Here is a 17,626-nt window from a genome sequence, read left to right on the forward strand (position 1 = left end):
TGTGAAAAAAGTCTGGCTGCTCGGATTCGGCTTTTTCAGCATCAGCATTACATGGAGTCTGTATAACGCATTTGTACCTTTTTTCCTCGAAAAATATGTACATAGTGTAGCCCTAATCAGCTTCATGATGACGATTGATAATTACTTCGCCTTATTCTTGCAGCCTTGGATCGGCAATCGGAGTGACCGCACGACCTCGCGTTTTGGACGCAGAATGCCTTATCTTATGATCGGTATGCCCTTCGCTGCCGTGCTGACTATGCTGATTCCGTTTCATACCGGACTATTTACACTGCTTTTATTTATGATGCTGATGAATTTAGCCATGAGTTTATACCGTTCCCCTACCGTCGCTCTCATGCCCGACATAACACCTGAAGAGCAGCGTACAAAGGCTAACGGATTAATTAATTTCATGGGTGGATTCGGATCAATTCTGGCTTTCGGCGTGGGTTCGATCCTCTATAAATCAAATCCTGCGCTGCCGTTTCTCGTTGCTGGACTAATTACCCTGTTATGTCTATTTATCGTATCGCGCTTCATCAAAGAAAAACGGGATGGTGTGAATATAAGCCCTACGCTTCTATCCGATACAGCGGGGAGCCCTTCTGCGACGATAGTTAAGCCTTCCAGAGTCTCCTTTCGCGGCCAGCTGGATCGTACTACAGTCTTTCTACTGGCAGCGATTTTCTTCTGGTTTGTAGCTTATCAAGGGGTCGAAACCTTGTTTACATTGTATGGCAAAAACCATCTGGGCCTCAGTGAACAAGCAGCCTCCTTCTCCCTTACCTTCTTCTCCCTTGCCTTTGTGCTGTTCGCTATTCCGAGCGGTTGGCTGGGTGGGCGATTCGGGAAAAAGAAGATCATTATCGTCGGCGTATGTGGCCTGATGACGGTCTTTGCGCTTGTTGGGTTTGCACAGGACCTGCTGGTGCTTCGAGCGTTGCTCCTGACAGGAGGAATCTTCTGGGCTTGTATCAACATCAACTCTTATCCTTATGTTGTTGCTACGGGAACTGAGGAGAGTATCGGTACTCGAACAGGAATGTATTATTTGGTCTCTTCATTGGCAGCGATCAGCTCGCCACCTTTGCTGGGGCTAATGATTGATATTTTTGATTACTCCATCCTGTTCTATGTAGCAGCGATTAGTATGGCGGTTGCCCTGCTCTGCCTTTTCTTGATGAAGGGACGCAAGCAAGTGCCCCACAAGTTTCACACACCGGGAGCCTAAAAAAGCGTCAGCCTTAGACATCTATTTATGTCCATGGCTGACGCTTATATTTTACACTTAACAAACTAATTTTTATAAACTGAATAACGACCTGTACCGAGCTGTTTGGCGGTGTACATCGCTGTATCTGCTTCATGCAGCAGCCTGAAATGATCCACCTTGCCATGACTAATGCTGATGCCTATGCTCGCAGATACAAAGAGGTTGTGCTCTCCCAGCTGATAATGTCTGGTCGTCTTCTCCAGAATCTGCACCGCTAACTGCTCCGCTTCCTTCTGATTGCAGCCTTTAGCTACGATCACAAATTCATCACCGCCTATGCGGAAAATATGGCGTTTTCTTTTGCTGGAGAATTGACTTAACCTTCCTCCCACCTCTTGCAGCAGTAAATCGCCCACATGATGTCCTAAGCTGTCATTAATTGATTTGAAACGGTTCAAATCCATAAACAATACGGCTAGTTGCTCATTTACTTTGCAGCGATCCCAAAAGTGATCCATTCCATTCTTGTTTAACAGCCCCGTTAAGCCATCCTTATAGGCAAGTTCCTTAAGCTGCTCTCTTTCCGCCAAAACAAGGTTCAGCCGTGTAAGCAAAAACATTAAAACAGCTATCGTAAGCGCGTATATCAATAACGGAGTGAAAATCCCCCCATTGACCTCTAGAGTTTCTTCTAAGGATTTTTTGCCTAGCTGATGCATTGCCCACAATCCAACGACGATAGTTATTATGGAAAGGCCCGTATAAACCGCTCTTTGTTTTGGTTCCTTACTAGCAACATCCCGGTAAAATCTCAATACTAAATAACCTACAACCCCTGCGATGATAATGGACATTAACGTTTGTAAATAAATCTGAACCTCTACCACCTTTAATTCGCACATCCTTCTGAACTACAAATAATTAGCTTACTGTACTGCGATACCAATATATAAAAAAGCTCTGAACATTATCTGAACACTTACTCTTTCTCCAAATGCCGCGCACAATTATATAACTCGCAGTTCCAGGAGCCATCCGATTCGGATTTTGTTATTCGCGTAATTGACGTATTGTTCAATAATACTGTGCCGTCCAGTTCTGGAAGTAGTCTTCTAAGGCTACTGCGTAAAATTGCACCATGGCTAACGATCAGAATATGGCTGCCTGGATGTCTCGCCGCAATCTCTTCAATCACTTCGCTGCCTCTGAGCTCGCTGGCTTCTGGAGTTTCCAAACCCAAATCTAACGTCTTCAAATCGGTTCCCCATCGTTCAATCCGCTCTTGCTGCGTAGTTCCTTCAATAAGTCCCGCATACATCTCTCGAATGCCCGGCGCTAAACCCGTGATCTCAAGGCCTAATCTTTCTGCAATAACCTCTGCCGTTTGCCGCGCTCTGAGTAAATCACTTGAATATATGTAATCCCATTGTTCTGTGCTAAGTCGTTCAGCCAGTAGTTGTGCCTGTTGCAGGCCTTCAGCATCCAATGAATTATCCGTATGCCCTTGCACTCTGCCTTCTTTATTCCACGCGGTACTTCCATGGCGAATTAAACCTATTGTAGTCATAAAAATCTCCTTTTAGCTAATGAGTCTAGTGGCAGTTGTGATACTGGTTGTAGTGCTAGTTATAGTGCTAGTTATAATGCTAATTTCAGTGCTACTTCAGTGCTAATATAAATAATATAATCTATATTCTATCAGATTCACCCTATGAACATTTAAAAATAAAGGTTATCCAAGTTTTTGAACATGAGGTATAATAAACCTTGTCGTTTTTTACAACAGCTACAAGATAAGGAGTAATTGTTTATGATGAAAAAGCTAGGGTCCACTTTGTTTCTTACCTTCTTACTGCTCATTCCACTTGTCGCCACTTGCCCTTCCACTGTTGGTGCAACACCGCTTCCTAAAAACACCGTCTATGTGGACAAGAATAACCATTCATACATACCACTGCGTCTATTAAATAGCTTCACTGGTATACAATCTGTATGGAATCCTAACGAAAAACGTATAAGCATTACGAATGCAGACACAACCATAACGCTTACATTAGGTCAAACCGCTGCGCTCGTCAATGAAAAGTCGGTTACACTAACTGATCTTGCTTTCAGTGATAACGGCACGGTATATATTCCGTTGTCTTTTATCAGCACAACACTTGGCATTCAATTAACTTGGGATAAGGAAGCCTCTTCGTTAACCCTTAAGAGTAATGATATTGCAACCACTGTTCCTGTACAGTCCGGCGCACTAATCAAAGCGGATTCTTCACCAGTTGTCAGCGCTAGTAAAACCTTCAAGGTTGGCGGCAGATCCTTCAAAGCCCAGACGGTTACAGTGTCCCTGCTGCATCCTAAGGTGAAACTTGATGTCGTACTGGCTGGAAATACGGTCGGAAAAGTGGAGGACCTAAGCAGTCTGGCTAAACGTAATAATGCCGTAGTTGCGATTAACGGAACGTTTTTTGATGCCTATACAAAAGGGGCATACAAAGCTCCATACGGTTACATTGTCAGCGGTGGAAAAATGCTTAAAAATAGCTCCGGGGATCGCCGGACGATTTTTACCTATGACAGCAACCATCTAGCGTCACTGATTCCTGGGTTGGATTTCACAAGCCGCTTCGCTTCCGGCTCCATGGAAGGAGCTCTTCAAGCCGGCCCGCGTCTTCTTGTGAACGGCAAGGTATCCCTTAATGTTGCGGCAGAAGGCTTCAAGGATCCGAAAATCTTGACCGGCGGCGGAGCCCGCAGCGCGCTCGGATTAACACGCGACCATAAGCTCATTCTGCTGACCACTGGTGGAGCCACCATCCCACAGCTGGCAGAAATGATGAAGCAAGCTGGAGCGTATCAAGCCATGAATCTGGATGGTGGTGCATCCAGCGGGCTCTACTACAACGGCAAATATCTAACGTCCCCTGGGCGTCAGATCAGCAATGCGATTGTAGTCAAATATCAATAAAATCTCTTGGCCAGACGGCTACTAAGAATATATGATTCTATTGTACAAAGTGCAATCAGAGGCAGTTTGCAGCGCATAATTGCTATGGCGGTATGATTGCTGTACGACGTATGAAACTACTGTGCAGCATATGATTGCCGAGCTCAAACCCAAAAATCCCCTTGATGACTTACCCATCAAGGGGATTTTTCATAGTACGTTGCCAGTTTAGGTACTGCTGACAGATCCAATGTTGGGGGCAGCCGGTGCAACTTAATCTGTGTGACCTGAATATTCCCACACCTGCAACCAAACTTCAGTAGTAAAGCCCAATTTCTCGTAGAAAGGCTGCATAGAACCTACGTAAACTTTACTAGCTCCGAGTTGTTTTAAACGGTTAAATCCTTCGTGTAGGACCGCCCGTCCCAGTCCCAGCTTTCGATAATTAATGGATGTGCCTACAGGCTCCAGAATACCAATTCTATTGCTGCTGTCCCAAAAAATATTACAAAAGGAAACCACTTCGCCCGCGTCATTCACAACGCTAAGATCGAGCTGCGGATTATAACTTGGAGCGTTACTCATATTCCCATAATGCAGCAGCGTGAGTTCTGCCTCCACCGTTTCTGCATAGTCGAAGGCCATAATATGTCCGAGCGCTTTTGCAGTAACCTCGATCTCATCTCCGCTGCAAATTCTGAATCCAGAGGGGAGCTCCACAGGAAATTCCTTATCCAATCGCAAGGAGTTTACGCTTTCCTTACCACCCGTTAAATGGTACCCCCTCTTACGAGCAACCTCCGCCGCAAAAGTCATATTCTCCGGTATTGGCACATACAGCTCTACGTAACCACCGTTCTCTTCCTCAGCTTTTTGTTCAGCAAAAGCGAACATTTCTTCAAGTAATTTTTCCGGAGGATTCATCTCAGCACACTGAAAATAGAACCCATCGTCCCTGCACACTACAGCTGCAAGCTCTCCATTCTCATACTCCCATAAGCCTACTTTTTGTTCCCATTGCTCCAGCGTTCCACTTCTCGTCTCCTGAAAAAAAACAACGAATTCCCAGCGGTCTATAAGCCAGGTATTTGGAGTCTTTAGCTTACTATAACTTTGTATAAGAAAATGACGTACCTTTAGCAGATCTTCTGAACGGTAGCTTCTAAAATTAATGTTCATTTTCCGCGCCCCTCTCTTTAATTTCATATTAAGGGGGATGCAAAATGAAGCATATATCATAATTAGTTATTATTATTTTATACTACCGAATATGATCCGTACGTTCACAAAACAAACATTTCTTGAGTTGAAATTATGAGCTCCACACATCCGTTAACTGCATTTAGTGCAACTATTTCCTCAGAATGGTCCTTTAAAAGATAGTTAGTTGTATTTCGTGCAGTTAAATTTCTGGTTTTTCTTTAAATGTACCGAATTCACCCTTTTTAGTTGCACGAAGTGCAATTAAATGGCTTCTAATGAGTATCTACGCAGAAATAAGTGTACAAAGTGCAATTAGAGAAAGTTTTGGAGTGCGCGATCTTCTTCCGGAGGAAATAGTCACTGATCAAGTATTTTCAAGCGATAATTATGAGCTCCACGCATCCGTTAACTGCATTTAGTGCAACTATTTCCTCAGAATGCTCCTTTAAAAGATAGTTAGTTGTATTTCGTGCAGTTAAATTTCCAGTTTTCCTTTAATTGCATCGAATTCACCCTTTTTAGTTGCACGAAGTGCAATTAAATGGCTTCTAATGACCAACAACGCAGAAATAAGTGTACAAAGTGCAATTAGAGAAAGTTCTGGAGTGCGCGATCTTCTTCCGGAGGAAAAAGTCACTGATCAAGCTTTTTCAAGCGATAATTATGAGCTACACGCATCCGTTAACTGCATTTAGTGCAACTATTCCTCAGAATGCTCCTTCAAAAGTTAGTTTAGTTGTATTTCGTGCAGTTAAATTTCTGGTTTTCCTTTAATTGCACTAGATTCACCCTTTTTAGTTGCACGAAGTGCAATTAAATGGCTTCTAATGACCAACTACGCAGAAATAAGTGTACAAAGTGCAATTAGAGTAAGTTTGTTGAGTGGGCGATCTTCTTCTGGAGGAAATAGTCACTGATCAAGCATTTTCAAGCGATATATGAGCTCCACGCATCCGTTAACTGCATTTAGTGCAACTATTCCTCAGAATGCTCATTCAAAAGTTAGTTTAGTTGTATTTCGTGCAGTTAAATTTCTGGTTTTCCTTTAATTGCACCGAATTCACCCTTTTTAGTTGCACGAAGTGCAATTAAATGGCTTCTAATGACCAACTACGCAGAAATAAGTGTACAAAGTGCAATTAGAGTAAGTTTGTTGAGTGGGCGATCTTCTTCTGGAGGAAATAGTCACTGATCAAGCATTTTCAAGCGATATATGAGCTCCACGCATCCGTTAACTGCATTTAGTGCAACTATTCCTCAGAATGCTCATTCAAAAGTTAGTTTAGTTGTATTTCGTGCAGTTAAATTTCCGGTTTTCCTTTAATTGCACCGAATTCACCCTTTTTAGTTGCACGAAGTGCAATTAAATGGCTTCTATGGACTATCTACGCAGAAATAAGTGTACAAAGTGCAATTAAGTCTGGATAAGCCGCTTGAGCTAAATTTGGATTGCATAGAGCTAGATCAGCTAGGCTTAGATCAGCTAGAGCTAGGTCAGCTACAGCTAGGTCAGCTAGGCTAGGTTAGCTAGAGCTAGATCAGCTAGAGCTAGGCCAGCTAGGCTAGGTCAGCTAGGCTAGGTCAGCTAGACTTAGATCAGCTAAATTCTCCTTCGGTAAATCTAGCTAGATTCTTACGTTGACCACGAATAAGAGTACTCTTTTTGCATAATTTTCCTTGTCCATGTTACTGTATTACTGAACAAAGGAGTGAAAATATGGAGACAATTCTAATCATAGAGGACGATGCCAAGCTGGCAAGCTTGCTGAGCACGTATCTATCAAAATATGGGTTCCTTACAATTATTGTAGAAGATTTCAACAGGGTGCTGGAGACTTTTAATGAAAGCTCGGCTGACCTTATCTTACTGGACGTCAATCTGCCTAAATATGATGGGTTCTACTGGTGCCGCCAGATTCGTTCCCTCTCACTCTGCCCGATTCTGTTCATTTCTGCACGGGATAGTGGAATGGATCAGGTGATGGCGCTTGAGAATGGCGGGGACGATTATATCACTAAGCCTTTTCACTATGAGGTTGTGCTTGCCAAAATCCGCAGCCACATACGTAGAGCATACGGTTCATACTCACAGACTCAAGAAGAGCATAAACTCCAGTCTGGAGGTTTAATCCTCTATCCTGAACGATATGTGATCCAATACGACGGGCACACGAGTGAGCTAACCCAGAAGGAAGCGGTTCTACTGGAAGCTTTACTGCTTAAGGAAGGACGAGTGGTTAACCGGGAGCGTCTGCTCGATCTCATGTGGAAGGATCAGCATTTCATAGATGACAATACATTAAATGTCTACATAACCCGTGTCCGCAAAAAGCTCAAGGATCTCGGTCTTGGCGACATTGTGGAAACCGTAAGGGGCGCTGGCTATCGGCTTAATGTCTCTAAGGATACGCCATGAGGCTTTTTTGGAGAGACCAGATCTCACTGATCCTATTCTATCTGCTTCAGATGCTGCTTATCCCTTTGCTGTATTGGCTGTCTGGTGAGAACAGACCTATCTCTATCATGCTTTATGGAATCGCCTTGAGTACCGTAGTTCTACTGCTATATCTAGGCTACCGATACGTTCAGCACCGGAGATTGTATGCAGCATTAAGCGAACCTATGGACATGCTCCAAAAACATCTTGTTTCCTTAGGAGACACTCCTCTTTCAGAAGCTATCCATGAGTTATTGCAGCTTATTGACCGCCAGTATCAAGAGCAAGTGAATGCGCATGCGCGCCAGATGGATCAGCATATCGTATTCATGAATCGCTGGGTTCATCAAATGAAGACCCCGCTCTCTGTAATTCAGCTTACGCTAAAGGATCTTGAAGAGGAGGCTGCCGCAAGTATTCAGGAGGAACTGGAACGTCTGCGCGGAGGGCTGGAGATGGTTATCTACACTTCAAGACTTGACCGATTTGAAAATGATTTTCAAGTTGAACCGTTACTTCTGCGCAAAACCGTTAGTGAGGCGGTAGCCGAAAATCGCAGACTATTCATACGCCGGGGCATAAAAGTAGATATACAGGTGGATGCCAATCTAGCGGTATATAGCGATGCCAAATGGTTAATGTTTATGCTGGCCCAAATCTTAACTAATGCCGTAAACTATACCTCCGGTTCTGGCAAAACCGTTACCCTCTCAGCTCAGCGTGTGGGCACCGACACTATTCTGGATATTACCGATCAAGGGATCGGCATTTCTCCTGAGGATCTGAAGCGGGTCTTTAATCCCTACTTTACGGGTGACCGCGGACGACATTATCATGAATCGACAGGGATGGGGCTGTATCTCGTCCGGGAGATTTGCAACAGGCTCGAACACAAGGTGGATATTCAGTCCCGGCTCGGGGAAGGAACCCGCGTGCGGCTTATTTTTAGCAACAGTGATCATCTACAGAAATAATATTGAGGGGACTTCGTCGTCATTATTCATGGCTTTGAAGCCTCCTTCTTCTTTATAGGTTACTTATCTCTCAACCCATTCTTCACAAGGAGAAAGGCGAACATAACCTTAACTTCTCTGTAAGGAAACCTTAAGGTAAATCCATAGCAGCTAATCTCTCGATCTTATAAATTATATACATAACCCGTTCCCCGAATAAGGCGGATGAAATCATTTTTGTATTGGAAGGAATGAATGATATGAACGTATTGGAAGTCAAAGGACTTCATAAGGTATACCCCGGCAAAATAGTGACCCAAGCCCTCACTGATATTCATCTAAATATTGAAAAAGGTGAATTTGTCGGAATTATGGGACCGTCTGGTAGCGGTAAAACAACACTGCTCAATATGGTATCCACAATCGACCAGCCGTCCTCTGGCGAAGTGAATATCAACGGCAGCAACCCTTATCTTTTGAATAAAAAAGAGCTCGCCCACTTTCGCCGAAAACAACTAGGCTTTGTGTTTCAGGACTTCAACCTGCTTGAGACATTAACCGTCGCCGAGAATATTGTGCTGCCCCTGACTTTGGATAACCGTAAGCTCTCCCAGATGGAGATCTTGCTTCAAAGAGTCGCAGAACGCTTAAACATTACCGATATTCTGAGCAAACGCACCTATGAAATTTCAGGGGGACAACGTCAGCGGACCGCAATTGCCCGGGCGATCATCACCTCTCCTTCGATTATTTTGGCCGATGAACCTACGGGTGCGCTTGACTCCAATTCTTCGCGGATGGTGATGGAATCGCTGGAGGATATTAATCACAAAGAAGGCACCACGCTAATGCTCGTAACACATGATCCACTGGCAGCGAGCTACTGCAACCGAATTGTTTTTATAAAAGACGGCAAACTAGCAGCGGAAATTCATCGGGGCGATAACCGTCAGGCCTTCTTCCAAAAGATTATCGACACACTTTCGTTCTGGGGAGGGAATAGTCATGAACTTTCCTCAATTCGCGTTTAATAATGTACGCCGTAATTCACGCGCTTATTTTGCTTTTTTCTTAAGCAGTGCTTTTATGGTCATGATCTTTTTCTCTTATTCAGTCTTTATTTACCACCCTAGTATTACCAACATCGAGCTGGGTGCGAATTCAGCCTCCGGCATGCAAATTGCTTCTTACATCGTGTTTATCTTTGCGTTCTTTTTCGTTCTATATTCGATTAGCGCATTTCTGAAAATGCGTAATCTGGAGTTCGGCATACTGATGATTTTAGGCGCACGCCCTGGCCAGATCAACAAGCTGATTCTTATAGAAAATATGCTTATCGGACTGCTCTCTATTGTAACAGGTGTGTCTTTCGGCATGCTTTTATCCAAGTTATTTTTGCTGCTAAGCACGACAATTATGGGCATGGAGCCACTGCCCTTTTATTGGCCAATGAAGGCGTTAATGATTACCTCTATCTCTTTCATTTCATTATTTCTGGTCATTTCGATCTTCACATTATTGTTCATTCGTAAGCATCAAGTTCTTGAACTGCTTAAGGGAAATGTTAAACCTAAAAAAGAACCCCGTGTCTCCTTATTGTTCTCATTCTTTGGGCTTCTACTGTTGACCGTCGGCGCTCTCGCGATTCGGAAGCAATTGTCCCCGACCTCACTGTTAGTCGCCGCTGTCACAGGTATCGCTGGAACCTACTTTTTCTACTCTCAGTTATCTGTATTGGGCATTCGCTTACTAAAACTAAGACGCAAGCGGCTGTGGCGCGGAACCAATCTGCTGTGGATTTCTGAGATGAGTTATAAGATTAAAGACAATGCAAGAATGCTCTTCCTTGTAACTGTAGTTACCTCGCTTGCCTGCATGGCATCGGGGATTCTTTTATCGATTAATCAAGCGAACTCAGACCTCTATAAAAAATCCCCATTCGCTGTGAGTTATACGATTTATGATCCGAAGGATGAAGCACCAGATTTAGAGCCCATTCACACTAAATTAAAGAATGCTAAAGTCGAGTACACAGAGAATAAAGTAGAACTAATCTCTGCTTCCATTCAAGGAATCGATAAGGAAAAAATACTTGGAATTGATCTGATATCCCGCTCACAGTTCAATCAACTGGGCTTACAAATGGATGTGTCCGAGGTTGGGCCCTTGTCTGAAAAAGAAGCTGTATTACTGCTGAACCCACATATGGATTCACAGAATTTTGCTGCTGATCGAGCGATTCATTTGAAGGTTCAGAAAGATGAGGAGCTGATGCTAAAAGAATTACGAACACCAAAGGTGCATCCAGTAGATCCAATGGCCACCTCACTTCTAATCGTAGATGACAACTTATATCATAAGATTTCTACTTCAACAGAGAAGTACACGAGACCTTATGTGAAATATCTATACAAAATCCCTGCATGGGACGGTCCTACACCTAATGACAGCTCAGCTGAAGCTGTTGTCACCAGAGACCTCATCCAATGGAATAAAGCCGCTAACAAGGCTAACCATCAATACAGCTCTATACTGGGATCGCGAGCAGACAGCTATCTATCGACCAAGCAGGGAGCTGCCATGCTTAGCTTTATAGGGATTTTTATCGCTCTGATCTTCTCGCTTTCATCGGCCAGCTTTCTCTTTTTTAAGCTTCATACTGAGCTCAATACAGATAAGCAAATGTATAATGCTTTATCCAAAATCGGTTTAAGCACTAAAGAAATGTCAGCTTCTGCTACCAAACAGATTTCGGTACTTTTCTATATTCCGATTATTATTGCCACCATCCAGACTCTTGTCGTGATTCGTCCGATACTGAAACAGATTAATATCACAAATGTAACTGTGCCCGTGCTTACTACATCAGCTGTATTTCTGGTTGTGCAAACTATCTATTTCCTTATTGCGAGATCACGTTACATTCATAGTCTCAAGAAAATAATGGTGTAACGACATGTCGAAAAGAATCATAACCCTGGATGTACTTCGCGGCTTGGAACTTATGTCAGCACCAAAAGGTTCTCTAGCTGATCATTAGGCAATTTGCTATAGTTAGTGAGCTATTAATTAATGAAGCAAGGAGGTTCTTGATTTATGTCCAAGGCTGATCACATGTTATCCATTCTCTGGATGCTCAAGCAACGGGGAAGAACCGCCGGGGAACTAGCAGAAGCGCTAGAGATCAGTGTCCGCTCTGTCTATCGTTACATCGACGCGTTATGCATCAGTGGCGTACCCATTATCGCGGATAGTGGACCTGGTGGTGGCTATAGCCTTCCGGAGCATTTTTCCGAGGCCCCGTTATTCTTTGACTCCGACGAACAGCGTTCCCTCCTGCAAGCCGCCTCCTTTGCGCGGGGAACTGGATATCCTTATGTAGAAGCTCTAGATCAAGCAATCGCCAAACTGAAACGATACAGCAATGCGCAGCAATTAGAAAAGATGGAGCGTCATGAGGGCGGGATAGAAACCATCCACTCCCCTGCTGTGCCGCTTCCCCACCTGCTGCAAGAGCTTGAATTAGCGACGGCGAACGGACATACCCTCCAGATGGAATATCGGAAGGGAAACGGGGAGACAATTTCTTCCCGCGCTATTGATCCTTATGGACTTGTACTGTGGAAAGGGCAGTGGTACACCGTTGCTTATTGCCATCAGAGGCAAGGAATTCGGTCTTTCCGAGTCGATAGAATGACTGAACTGAAACGTACAGAAGCTGTGTTTGCCCGTCCTGCTGACTTCTCTGCACGTGATTTTTTGTTAAAAAGCTTGCTGCCAACACCAAATACTCCAGAGAAACTCATAGCAGTAGTCATCGCCGCTGATGAAGGAATCCTGAACGATCTATGCAGTCATTGGCTGTTTGGACATACTCTGGTGCAGCGTATTGACGGACAAGCCCGCTTTCAAGTCGATGAGACCTCCTTACTGACTTATGCGCCTTACTTCTTGTTGCCTTATGGATCAACACTACGAATCCTAGAGCCTTTAGCTCTGAAGCAAAAGCTGTCCGCTATAGCTACCGATCTGGCAGCTTATTATAAAACTTAAAATGATTATTTTAGGATCACTGACCGTAGTTGTCAGTGATCCTTTTGTATAGTGTAAATAAGTCTAAGGGAATAAATGATTGTACAAACCAAGGAGGAATAACAAATGAAAGAACTTCACTATGAATTTTATATTGGCGGAACACCTGAGCAGGTATGGGAGACTTTGATCTCTCCGGAAGGTACTAAACAGATTTACTACGGGAGCGTAATCCAATCCACCTTTAAAGAAGGCGAATTGCTGGAATATGTTGGTCCCGGTGAAGATGGCGATGAAACGATACATGTATATGGGACTCTGCTGGAGTTCACTCCACAAAAAGCGTTTCGTTTCACGCATAAGGTCGGCCCCTCCTATCATAAGGGTACAGAAAGATATGAATCGCGTATATCTTGGCTGCTTGAACCGGTGGGTGGAACTACTAAGCTTACGCTTATCCACGATGAATGGCATCCTGATGATCCTTCATATACTGGCAGTATCAGCGCCTGGTGGCAGGTTCTGAGTAATATTAAAACCTTGGTCGAGACCGGACGTACACTTGATTTTGGCAGCTGGTCGTAATTTTAATGTTAATTAGGAATTAAGCTCAACCCTGCGGAAAAGAGCGTACAAGCCCTCTTTCGTCAGGTTTTTTTTTGCTTAATTTTATTTTGCCTAAGGGAAACATTCTTGTTGCAGGGACAAAGTTGTTGCCATATACTAATGTTGTGCCAGACCACAAGAAATGTTCTAATACACAAAATAAAAACCATAGGCGGTAAAAATATAAATGAAAGAAGGGATCTCATGACTGGAACAACTATTCCTTTATCAGAAGCTGCAAAGGGTAGCACGCTGCGCATCAGCGACATTGAAGTCCAAGGTGTGCTTAGAAGAAGATTACTGGACCTCGGGTTCGTAGTCGGGAATATCGTAGAGGTGTTGCGGCGTAGTCCATTAGGAGATCCTATAGCTTTTCGGGTAAGCAATACGACCATTGCACTGCGTAGAGAAGAAAGTTCTTTAATATTCGGAGAATTAATTGGAGGTGTAGAAGCATGAGTCAGTTCACCGTCGCTTTTGCAGGCAATCCTAACACTGGAAAAAGCACACTATTCAACCTGCTAACCGGCATGCGACAGCATACTGGAAACTGGGCAGGTAAAACCGTCATTACTGCCGAAGGCGAATTCAAACACAATAACCATTCATACCTCGCGGTAGATTTACCAGGAACGTACTCCCTATACTCAAATTCCGCGGATGAAGAAGCGGCTAGAGATTATATTATTTTTGAACAGCCAGACGTGACACTTGTAGTGCTTGACGCTACTTCGCTGGAACGTAATCTCAATCTTGCCTTGCAAGTGCTGGAGATTACCGGACGGGCGGTTGTCTGCATCAACCTCATTGATGAAGCACGTAAGCTGGGCATCGACATCAACCTGAAGAGTATCTCCAAACGTCTCGGCGTACCCGTCGTTGCGATATCGGCACGCAATAAAATCGGGATCGATGCCTTATTGGATCAAGTGGAGCGAGTGGCTACAGGCGCATTCACAGCGCAGCCGTTGCGCATTAGTTACAACGAAGAGATCGAACGGGGAATTGCCGAGCTTACACCATTGGTAGAGCAAACCATCGGCACCAAATATCCCGCTCGCTGGATTGCACTGCGCTTATTGGACGGTGATGACAGCCTGCTTACTTCACTCAAAGAGCATATGAAAAGCAAGGATTTACCCGAAGCAAAGGAGGTCATCGGCCATGGAGTCACTGCCTATCACTAAGGGATCTGACGCTCTAGATTCCCTATTGTCTACCGCAAAAAAGCTCGCTGACGGCGGAGCCATTCGGGATGAGATTGTCAGTGGTATTTACGGGGTATCTGCAGGCATCTGCGGGGATGCAGTTACTTATCGGGATAAGAAGAAACTGAACAGCACTTATAAGCTGGATAATATCGTGACCTCCAAAATCTGGGGTTTTCCCATCATGCTCGCCATTCTCGGTGTCGTATTCTGGATTACGATTGCCGGGGCTAACTACCCTTCTAGCTGGCTCGCTTCCTTCTTTGGCTTCATCGAAGGATATCTGACAGCGGGATTTAAGGCTCTCCATGCCCCGGCTTGGCTGCACGGCGTGCTTGTGCTTGGCTTGTATCGAGGCACCTCATGGGTAATCAGTGTCATGCTGCCACCAATGATGATCTTTTTCCCCGTATTCGCTCTGCTTGAGAATTTCGGGTATCTGCCACGCGTTGCTTTTAACATGGACCGACTGTTCAAAAAATCAGGTGGTCATGGCAAGCAAGCTTTAACCATGTCCATGGGCTTCGGTTGTAATGCGGCTGCTATACTCTCCACACGAATCATTGAATCGCCGCGTGAACGAATGCTGGCTATACTGACCAACAATTTTGTCCCTTGCAACGGCCGCTGGCCCACGCTGATTTTATTGTCTTCCTTATTTATGGCAGGAGCCGCTACGACAGGTGCGCTTCGTACATTCACCACTGCCTCCGTCCTAATGGGAATGGTTCTAATCGGCATCATTGTTACCTTAACCGTTTCCTGGGTCATGTCCAAAACTGCGCTGCGTGGGGTTCCCACACATTACACATTGGAGCTTCCTCCCTACCGCCGTCCACAAATCTGGAAGACCATACTTATTTCCTCCAAAGATAAGTCCCTTAACGTACTTACTCGGGCTATCGTCGTTGCTGCCCCTGCCGGGATTATCACTTGGATTCTAGGCAATCTGTTTATTGGCGGCGATTCTGTACTGAATCATATGGCTGCATTCTTTGATCCGTTTGCACATATGCTCGGCATGGACGGCTTTATCATCATGGCCTTTATTCTTGGACTTCCTGCGAATGAAATCGTATTGCCTATCTTGCTTATGGGCTATATGTCCTCAGGCGCTATGGTTGATATCGACAGTTTAGGCAGTATCAAAGATGTCTTTCTCTCACATGGCTGGACCTGGCTGACCGCACTCAACATGATGCTGTTCTCCCTGCTCCACTATCCTTGTGGTACGACACTCGTGAACATTTACAAGGAAACAAAAAGCATGAAATGGGCCGTTCTCTCAGCAGTCATTCCGCTGGGTATCGCCATCGGAGTAACCTTTGCTGTCGCTCAGCTTGCCCGGTTATTTGGGTGGGTGTGACGAGGGTGAGGTAGGTTTGCGATCTAAACTCAAGTGACATCGTCTAACTTTAACTAACTTTATCTGACTTCAACTAGCTTCAAGTAACTTCACAACTAACTTCAACTGATTTCAACTTACATCGCAAAAATTCATCATTAACTCATTAAATTCACCTTAATCACATCACCCAAATTAACCTTGCTACACTTTGTAACACCCTACAATATCTAGAGTTCATCTTGCTTCACAGAATTCTGCCCTCCTTGAACTCATATTTAGGGAATTTCTCTCTAAAAATCGAACTTCATAAGCGCACGTTGAACTTTTTGCGGAATTTCTCCCTAATAATCGAACTTTATAAGCACACATTGAACTTTTTGCGGAATTTCTCCCTAATAATTAGCCGATTTTAGGAAAAAAGGGCAATTTCCGCAGAATTTTAGGGAGGAATTCCCCAATTATCGCTAATATTGAGTAAAACACGATAAAATCAGGGAGGATTTCCCTAATTATTGATTCTAGATGGTTCCGAGCTACAATTGAGCACTAGCACCAGCACCAGCACCAGCACCAGCACCAGCATCAGCATCAGCACCAGCATCAGCACAACCACCAGCACCAGCACCAGCACAACCACCAGCACCAGCAGCCACCAACAAGCCCACCAGTTACTCAAGGTCATCTCAAACAAATAAGCGGTCGCTCGGATGTTATCCCGAGCGACCGCTTATTTCAGCACAACACCTTATATACTCTTACTGCCTACTTTGATCTCACCATTACATGACGTGACTCTACAGGTAGAGTCATTTTTTGCGCGTTCCATCATTTCTACGACGGTATAGAACAGCCCCAGCGATAGCTACTAGAACGATAATTATTCCACTAATCCCCACATTAACAAGAGGAAAGGAATCACTGTCCCCAGAAGAATTCCCCGTTAAATCAGACTCATTACTCCCAGCTCCTGACTCCGGTGAATTATTCGGGGTTACCTCCGGAGAAGCGGTAGGTGTCGTTGCCGAAATACCGGGCCCCAGTTCTTTCAGATCCACTGAGTCAGCGGTTAGCCGCTTAGTTCGACTGCATAAACTAGCCTCCAGATTACCAGAGTCTCCACCGTCTCTAGCATAAGCATAGACAATGTAACTTTCCCCTTCCACAAACTCAAAGCCGCAGCTTGCAGAAGATAAAGCCGTAGTCAATGTAACTTGATTCCCCTCGACCCCTTTCCAGCTGGAATCCACCTCAAAGGTTACCTTTACTGGATCAGCAGAAGAAATTATGTTCCCCTGTGACGGCTCCTTCATGTCCACTACTTTCCCGACAAAGACAGCTGTACTTTTCTCAAGAGCTTCCAGTGGCTCCGCAGGCATAACACAGGAACAGGCGTAAGTGACTGAGGGCCGCACCGTCAGCAAAGCCGTAAATATTAATAGGACACCTAGAAATATCATCATTGGACTTCGGAAATTGATCTTTCGGAAATTGATCTTTCGCACTTTGATAACCCCCTTCTTTACCTTACAGACGGAGCAAACGTGGAAAGTGTTACAAGAATTCCCAAACAAGTGATACAATACAAGTTTATCCGGGAGCAATTCCTCTAATCCTCTTTTTAATTCCTCTAATCCTCTTCTTTAATTCCCCTGATCTTCTTTAACTCCTCATATCCT

16 protein-coding genes are annotated in these 17,626 nt (G+C 44.4%); 11 read left to right on the forward strand and 5 right to left on the reverse strand.

Features of this window, described 5'->3' with window-relative positions:
• The first annotated feature begins 1 nt into the window (after window position 1).
• Window positions 2–1,234: an SLC45 family MFS transporter gene (locus MKY63_RS05180; protein ID WP_036680370.1), complete on the forward strand. Its 1,233-nt coding sequence runs from the start codon at window positions 2–4 to the stop codon at window positions 1,232–1,234.
• Between the two features lie 65 nt (window positions 1,235–1,299).
• On the opposite strand, the gene MKY63_RS05185 is transcribed toward MKY63_RS05180, so the two are convergent.
• Together MKY63_RS05185 and MKY63_RS05190 are read right to left on the reverse strand one after the other, a co-directional pair.
• Entirely contained in the window at window positions 1,300–2,118 is an 819-nt protein-coding gene (locus MKY63_RS05185) for a GGDEF domain-containing protein (protein WP_326048192.1), read from the reverse strand.
• Window positions 2,119–2,195: 77 nt separating this feature from the next.
• Complete coding sequence (locus tag MKY63_RS05190; protein ID WP_339811843.1) at window positions 2,196–2,783, reverse strand: histidine phosphatase family protein; 588 nt, start codon at window positions 2,781–2,783, stop codon at window positions 2,196–2,198.
• Between the two features lie 246 nt (window positions 2,784–3,029).
• Here MKY63_RS05190 and MKY63_RS05195 point away from each other — a divergent pair, with 246 nt between their 5' ends.
• Window positions 3,030–4,184, forward strand: a complete 1,155-nt coding sequence (locus tag MKY63_RS05195) for a phosphodiester glycosidase family protein (RefSeq protein WP_036680436.1) — start codon at window positions 3,030–3,032, stop codon at window positions 4,182–4,184.
• A 252-nt stretch (window positions 4,185–4,436) separates the two neighbouring features.
• On the opposite strand, the gene MKY63_RS05200 is transcribed toward MKY63_RS05195, so the two are convergent.
• Window positions 4,437–5,342: a GNAT family N-acetyltransferase gene (locus MKY63_RS05200; protein WP_076145513.1), complete on the reverse strand. Its 906-nt coding sequence runs from the start codon at window positions 5,340–5,342 to the stop codon at window positions 4,437–4,439.
• Between the two features lie 1,741 nt (window positions 5,343–7,083).
• On the opposite strand from MKY63_RS05200, the gene MKY63_RS05205 reads away from it, so the two are divergent.
• The 9 genes from MKY63_RS05205 (at window position 7,084) to MKY63_RS05245 (ending at window position 15,968) form a co-directional block, all read left to right on the forward strand.
• Window positions 7,084–7,782, forward strand: coding sequence for a response regulator transcription factor (locus MKY63_RS05205; RefSeq protein ID WP_036679829.1), 699 nt, complete (start codon window positions 7,084–7,086; stop codon window positions 7,780–7,782).
• Window positions 7,779–8,777, forward strand: coding sequence for a sensor histidine kinase (locus tag MKY63_RS05210; RefSeq protein WP_036679831.1), 999 nt, complete (start codon window positions 7,779–7,781; stop codon window positions 8,775–8,777). Before MKY63_RS05205 ends, MKY63_RS05210 begins: the two co-directional genes overlap by 4 nt.
• Window positions 8,778–9,016: 239 nt before the next feature.
• Window positions 9,017–9,787, forward strand: a complete 771-nt coding sequence (locus MKY63_RS05215) for an ABC transporter ATP-binding protein (RefSeq protein WP_036679832.1) — start codon at window positions 9,017–9,019, stop codon at window positions 9,785–9,787.
• Window positions 9,762–11,708: an ABC transporter permease gene (locus tag MKY63_RS05220; RefSeq protein ID WP_038568977.1), complete on the forward strand. Its 1,947-nt coding sequence runs from the start codon at window positions 9,762–9,764 to the stop codon at window positions 11,706–11,708. Before MKY63_RS05215 ends, MKY63_RS05220 begins: the two co-directional genes overlap by 26 nt.
• A 144-nt stretch (window positions 11,709–11,852) precedes the next feature.
• The gene (locus MKY63_RS05225) at window positions 11,853–12,809 is read left to right on the forward strand and encodes a YafY family protein (RefSeq protein ID WP_339811849.1); all 957 of its coding nucleotides are present in this window, start codon (window positions 11,853–11,855) and stop codon (window positions 12,807–12,809) included.
• Window positions 12,810–12,914: 105 nt separating this feature from the next.
• Complete coding sequence (locus tag MKY63_RS05230) at window positions 12,915–13,373, forward strand: SRPBCC domain-containing protein (RefSeq protein WP_339811852.1); 459 nt, start codon at window positions 12,915–12,917, stop codon at window positions 13,371–13,373.
• A 225-nt stretch (window positions 13,374–13,598) separates the two neighbouring features.
• A complete protein-coding gene (locus tag MKY63_RS05235; RefSeq protein WP_036679839.1) occupies window positions 13,599–13,853 on the forward strand; it encodes a FeoA family protein in 255 nt (84 codons plus the stop codon).
• Window positions 13,850–14,581, forward strand: a complete 732-nt coding sequence (locus MKY63_RS05240; RefSeq protein WP_038568974.1) for a FeoB small GTPase domain-containing protein — start codon at window positions 13,850–13,852, stop codon at window positions 14,579–14,581. Before MKY63_RS05235 ends, MKY63_RS05240 begins: the two co-directional genes overlap by 4 nt.
• On the forward strand, window positions 14,559–15,968 hold the full coding sequence (locus tag MKY63_RS05245; RefSeq protein ID WP_339811857.1) for a nucleoside recognition domain-containing protein: 1,410 nt from the start codon (window positions 14,559–14,561) through the stop codon (window positions 15,966–15,968). The genes MKY63_RS05240 and MKY63_RS05245 overlap by 23 nt, the downstream gene beginning before the upstream one ends.
• Before the next feature lie 487 nt (window positions 15,969–16,455).
• Here the strand turns inward: MKY63_RS05245 and MKY63_RS05250 are convergent, their stop codons facing one another.
• Both MKY63_RS05250 and MKY63_RS05255 read right to left on the reverse strand, forming a co-directional pair.
• Window positions 16,456–16,641 carry a hypothetical protein gene (locus tag MKY63_RS05250; protein WP_339811859.1) on the reverse strand — a complete coding sequence of 62 codons (186 nt, stop codon included), beginning with the start codon at window positions 16,639–16,641 and terminating at the stop codon, window positions 16,456–16,458.
• Between the two features lie 115 nt (window positions 16,642–16,756).
• Window positions 16,757–17,452 (reverse strand): hypothetical protein, encoded by a 696-nt coding sequence (locus MKY63_RS05255; protein ID WP_339811861.1) that lies wholly within the window; start codon window positions 17,450–17,452, stop codon window positions 16,757–16,759.
• Window positions 17,453–17,626: the final 174 nt, after the last annotated feature.

Source organism: Paenibacillus sp. FSL R7-0189, from assembly GCF_037969925.1.
In the GTDB taxonomy this organism is placed as follows: Bacteria; Bacillota; Bacilli; order Paenibacillales; family Paenibacillaceae; genus Paenibacillus_AQ; species Paenibacillus_AQ odorifer.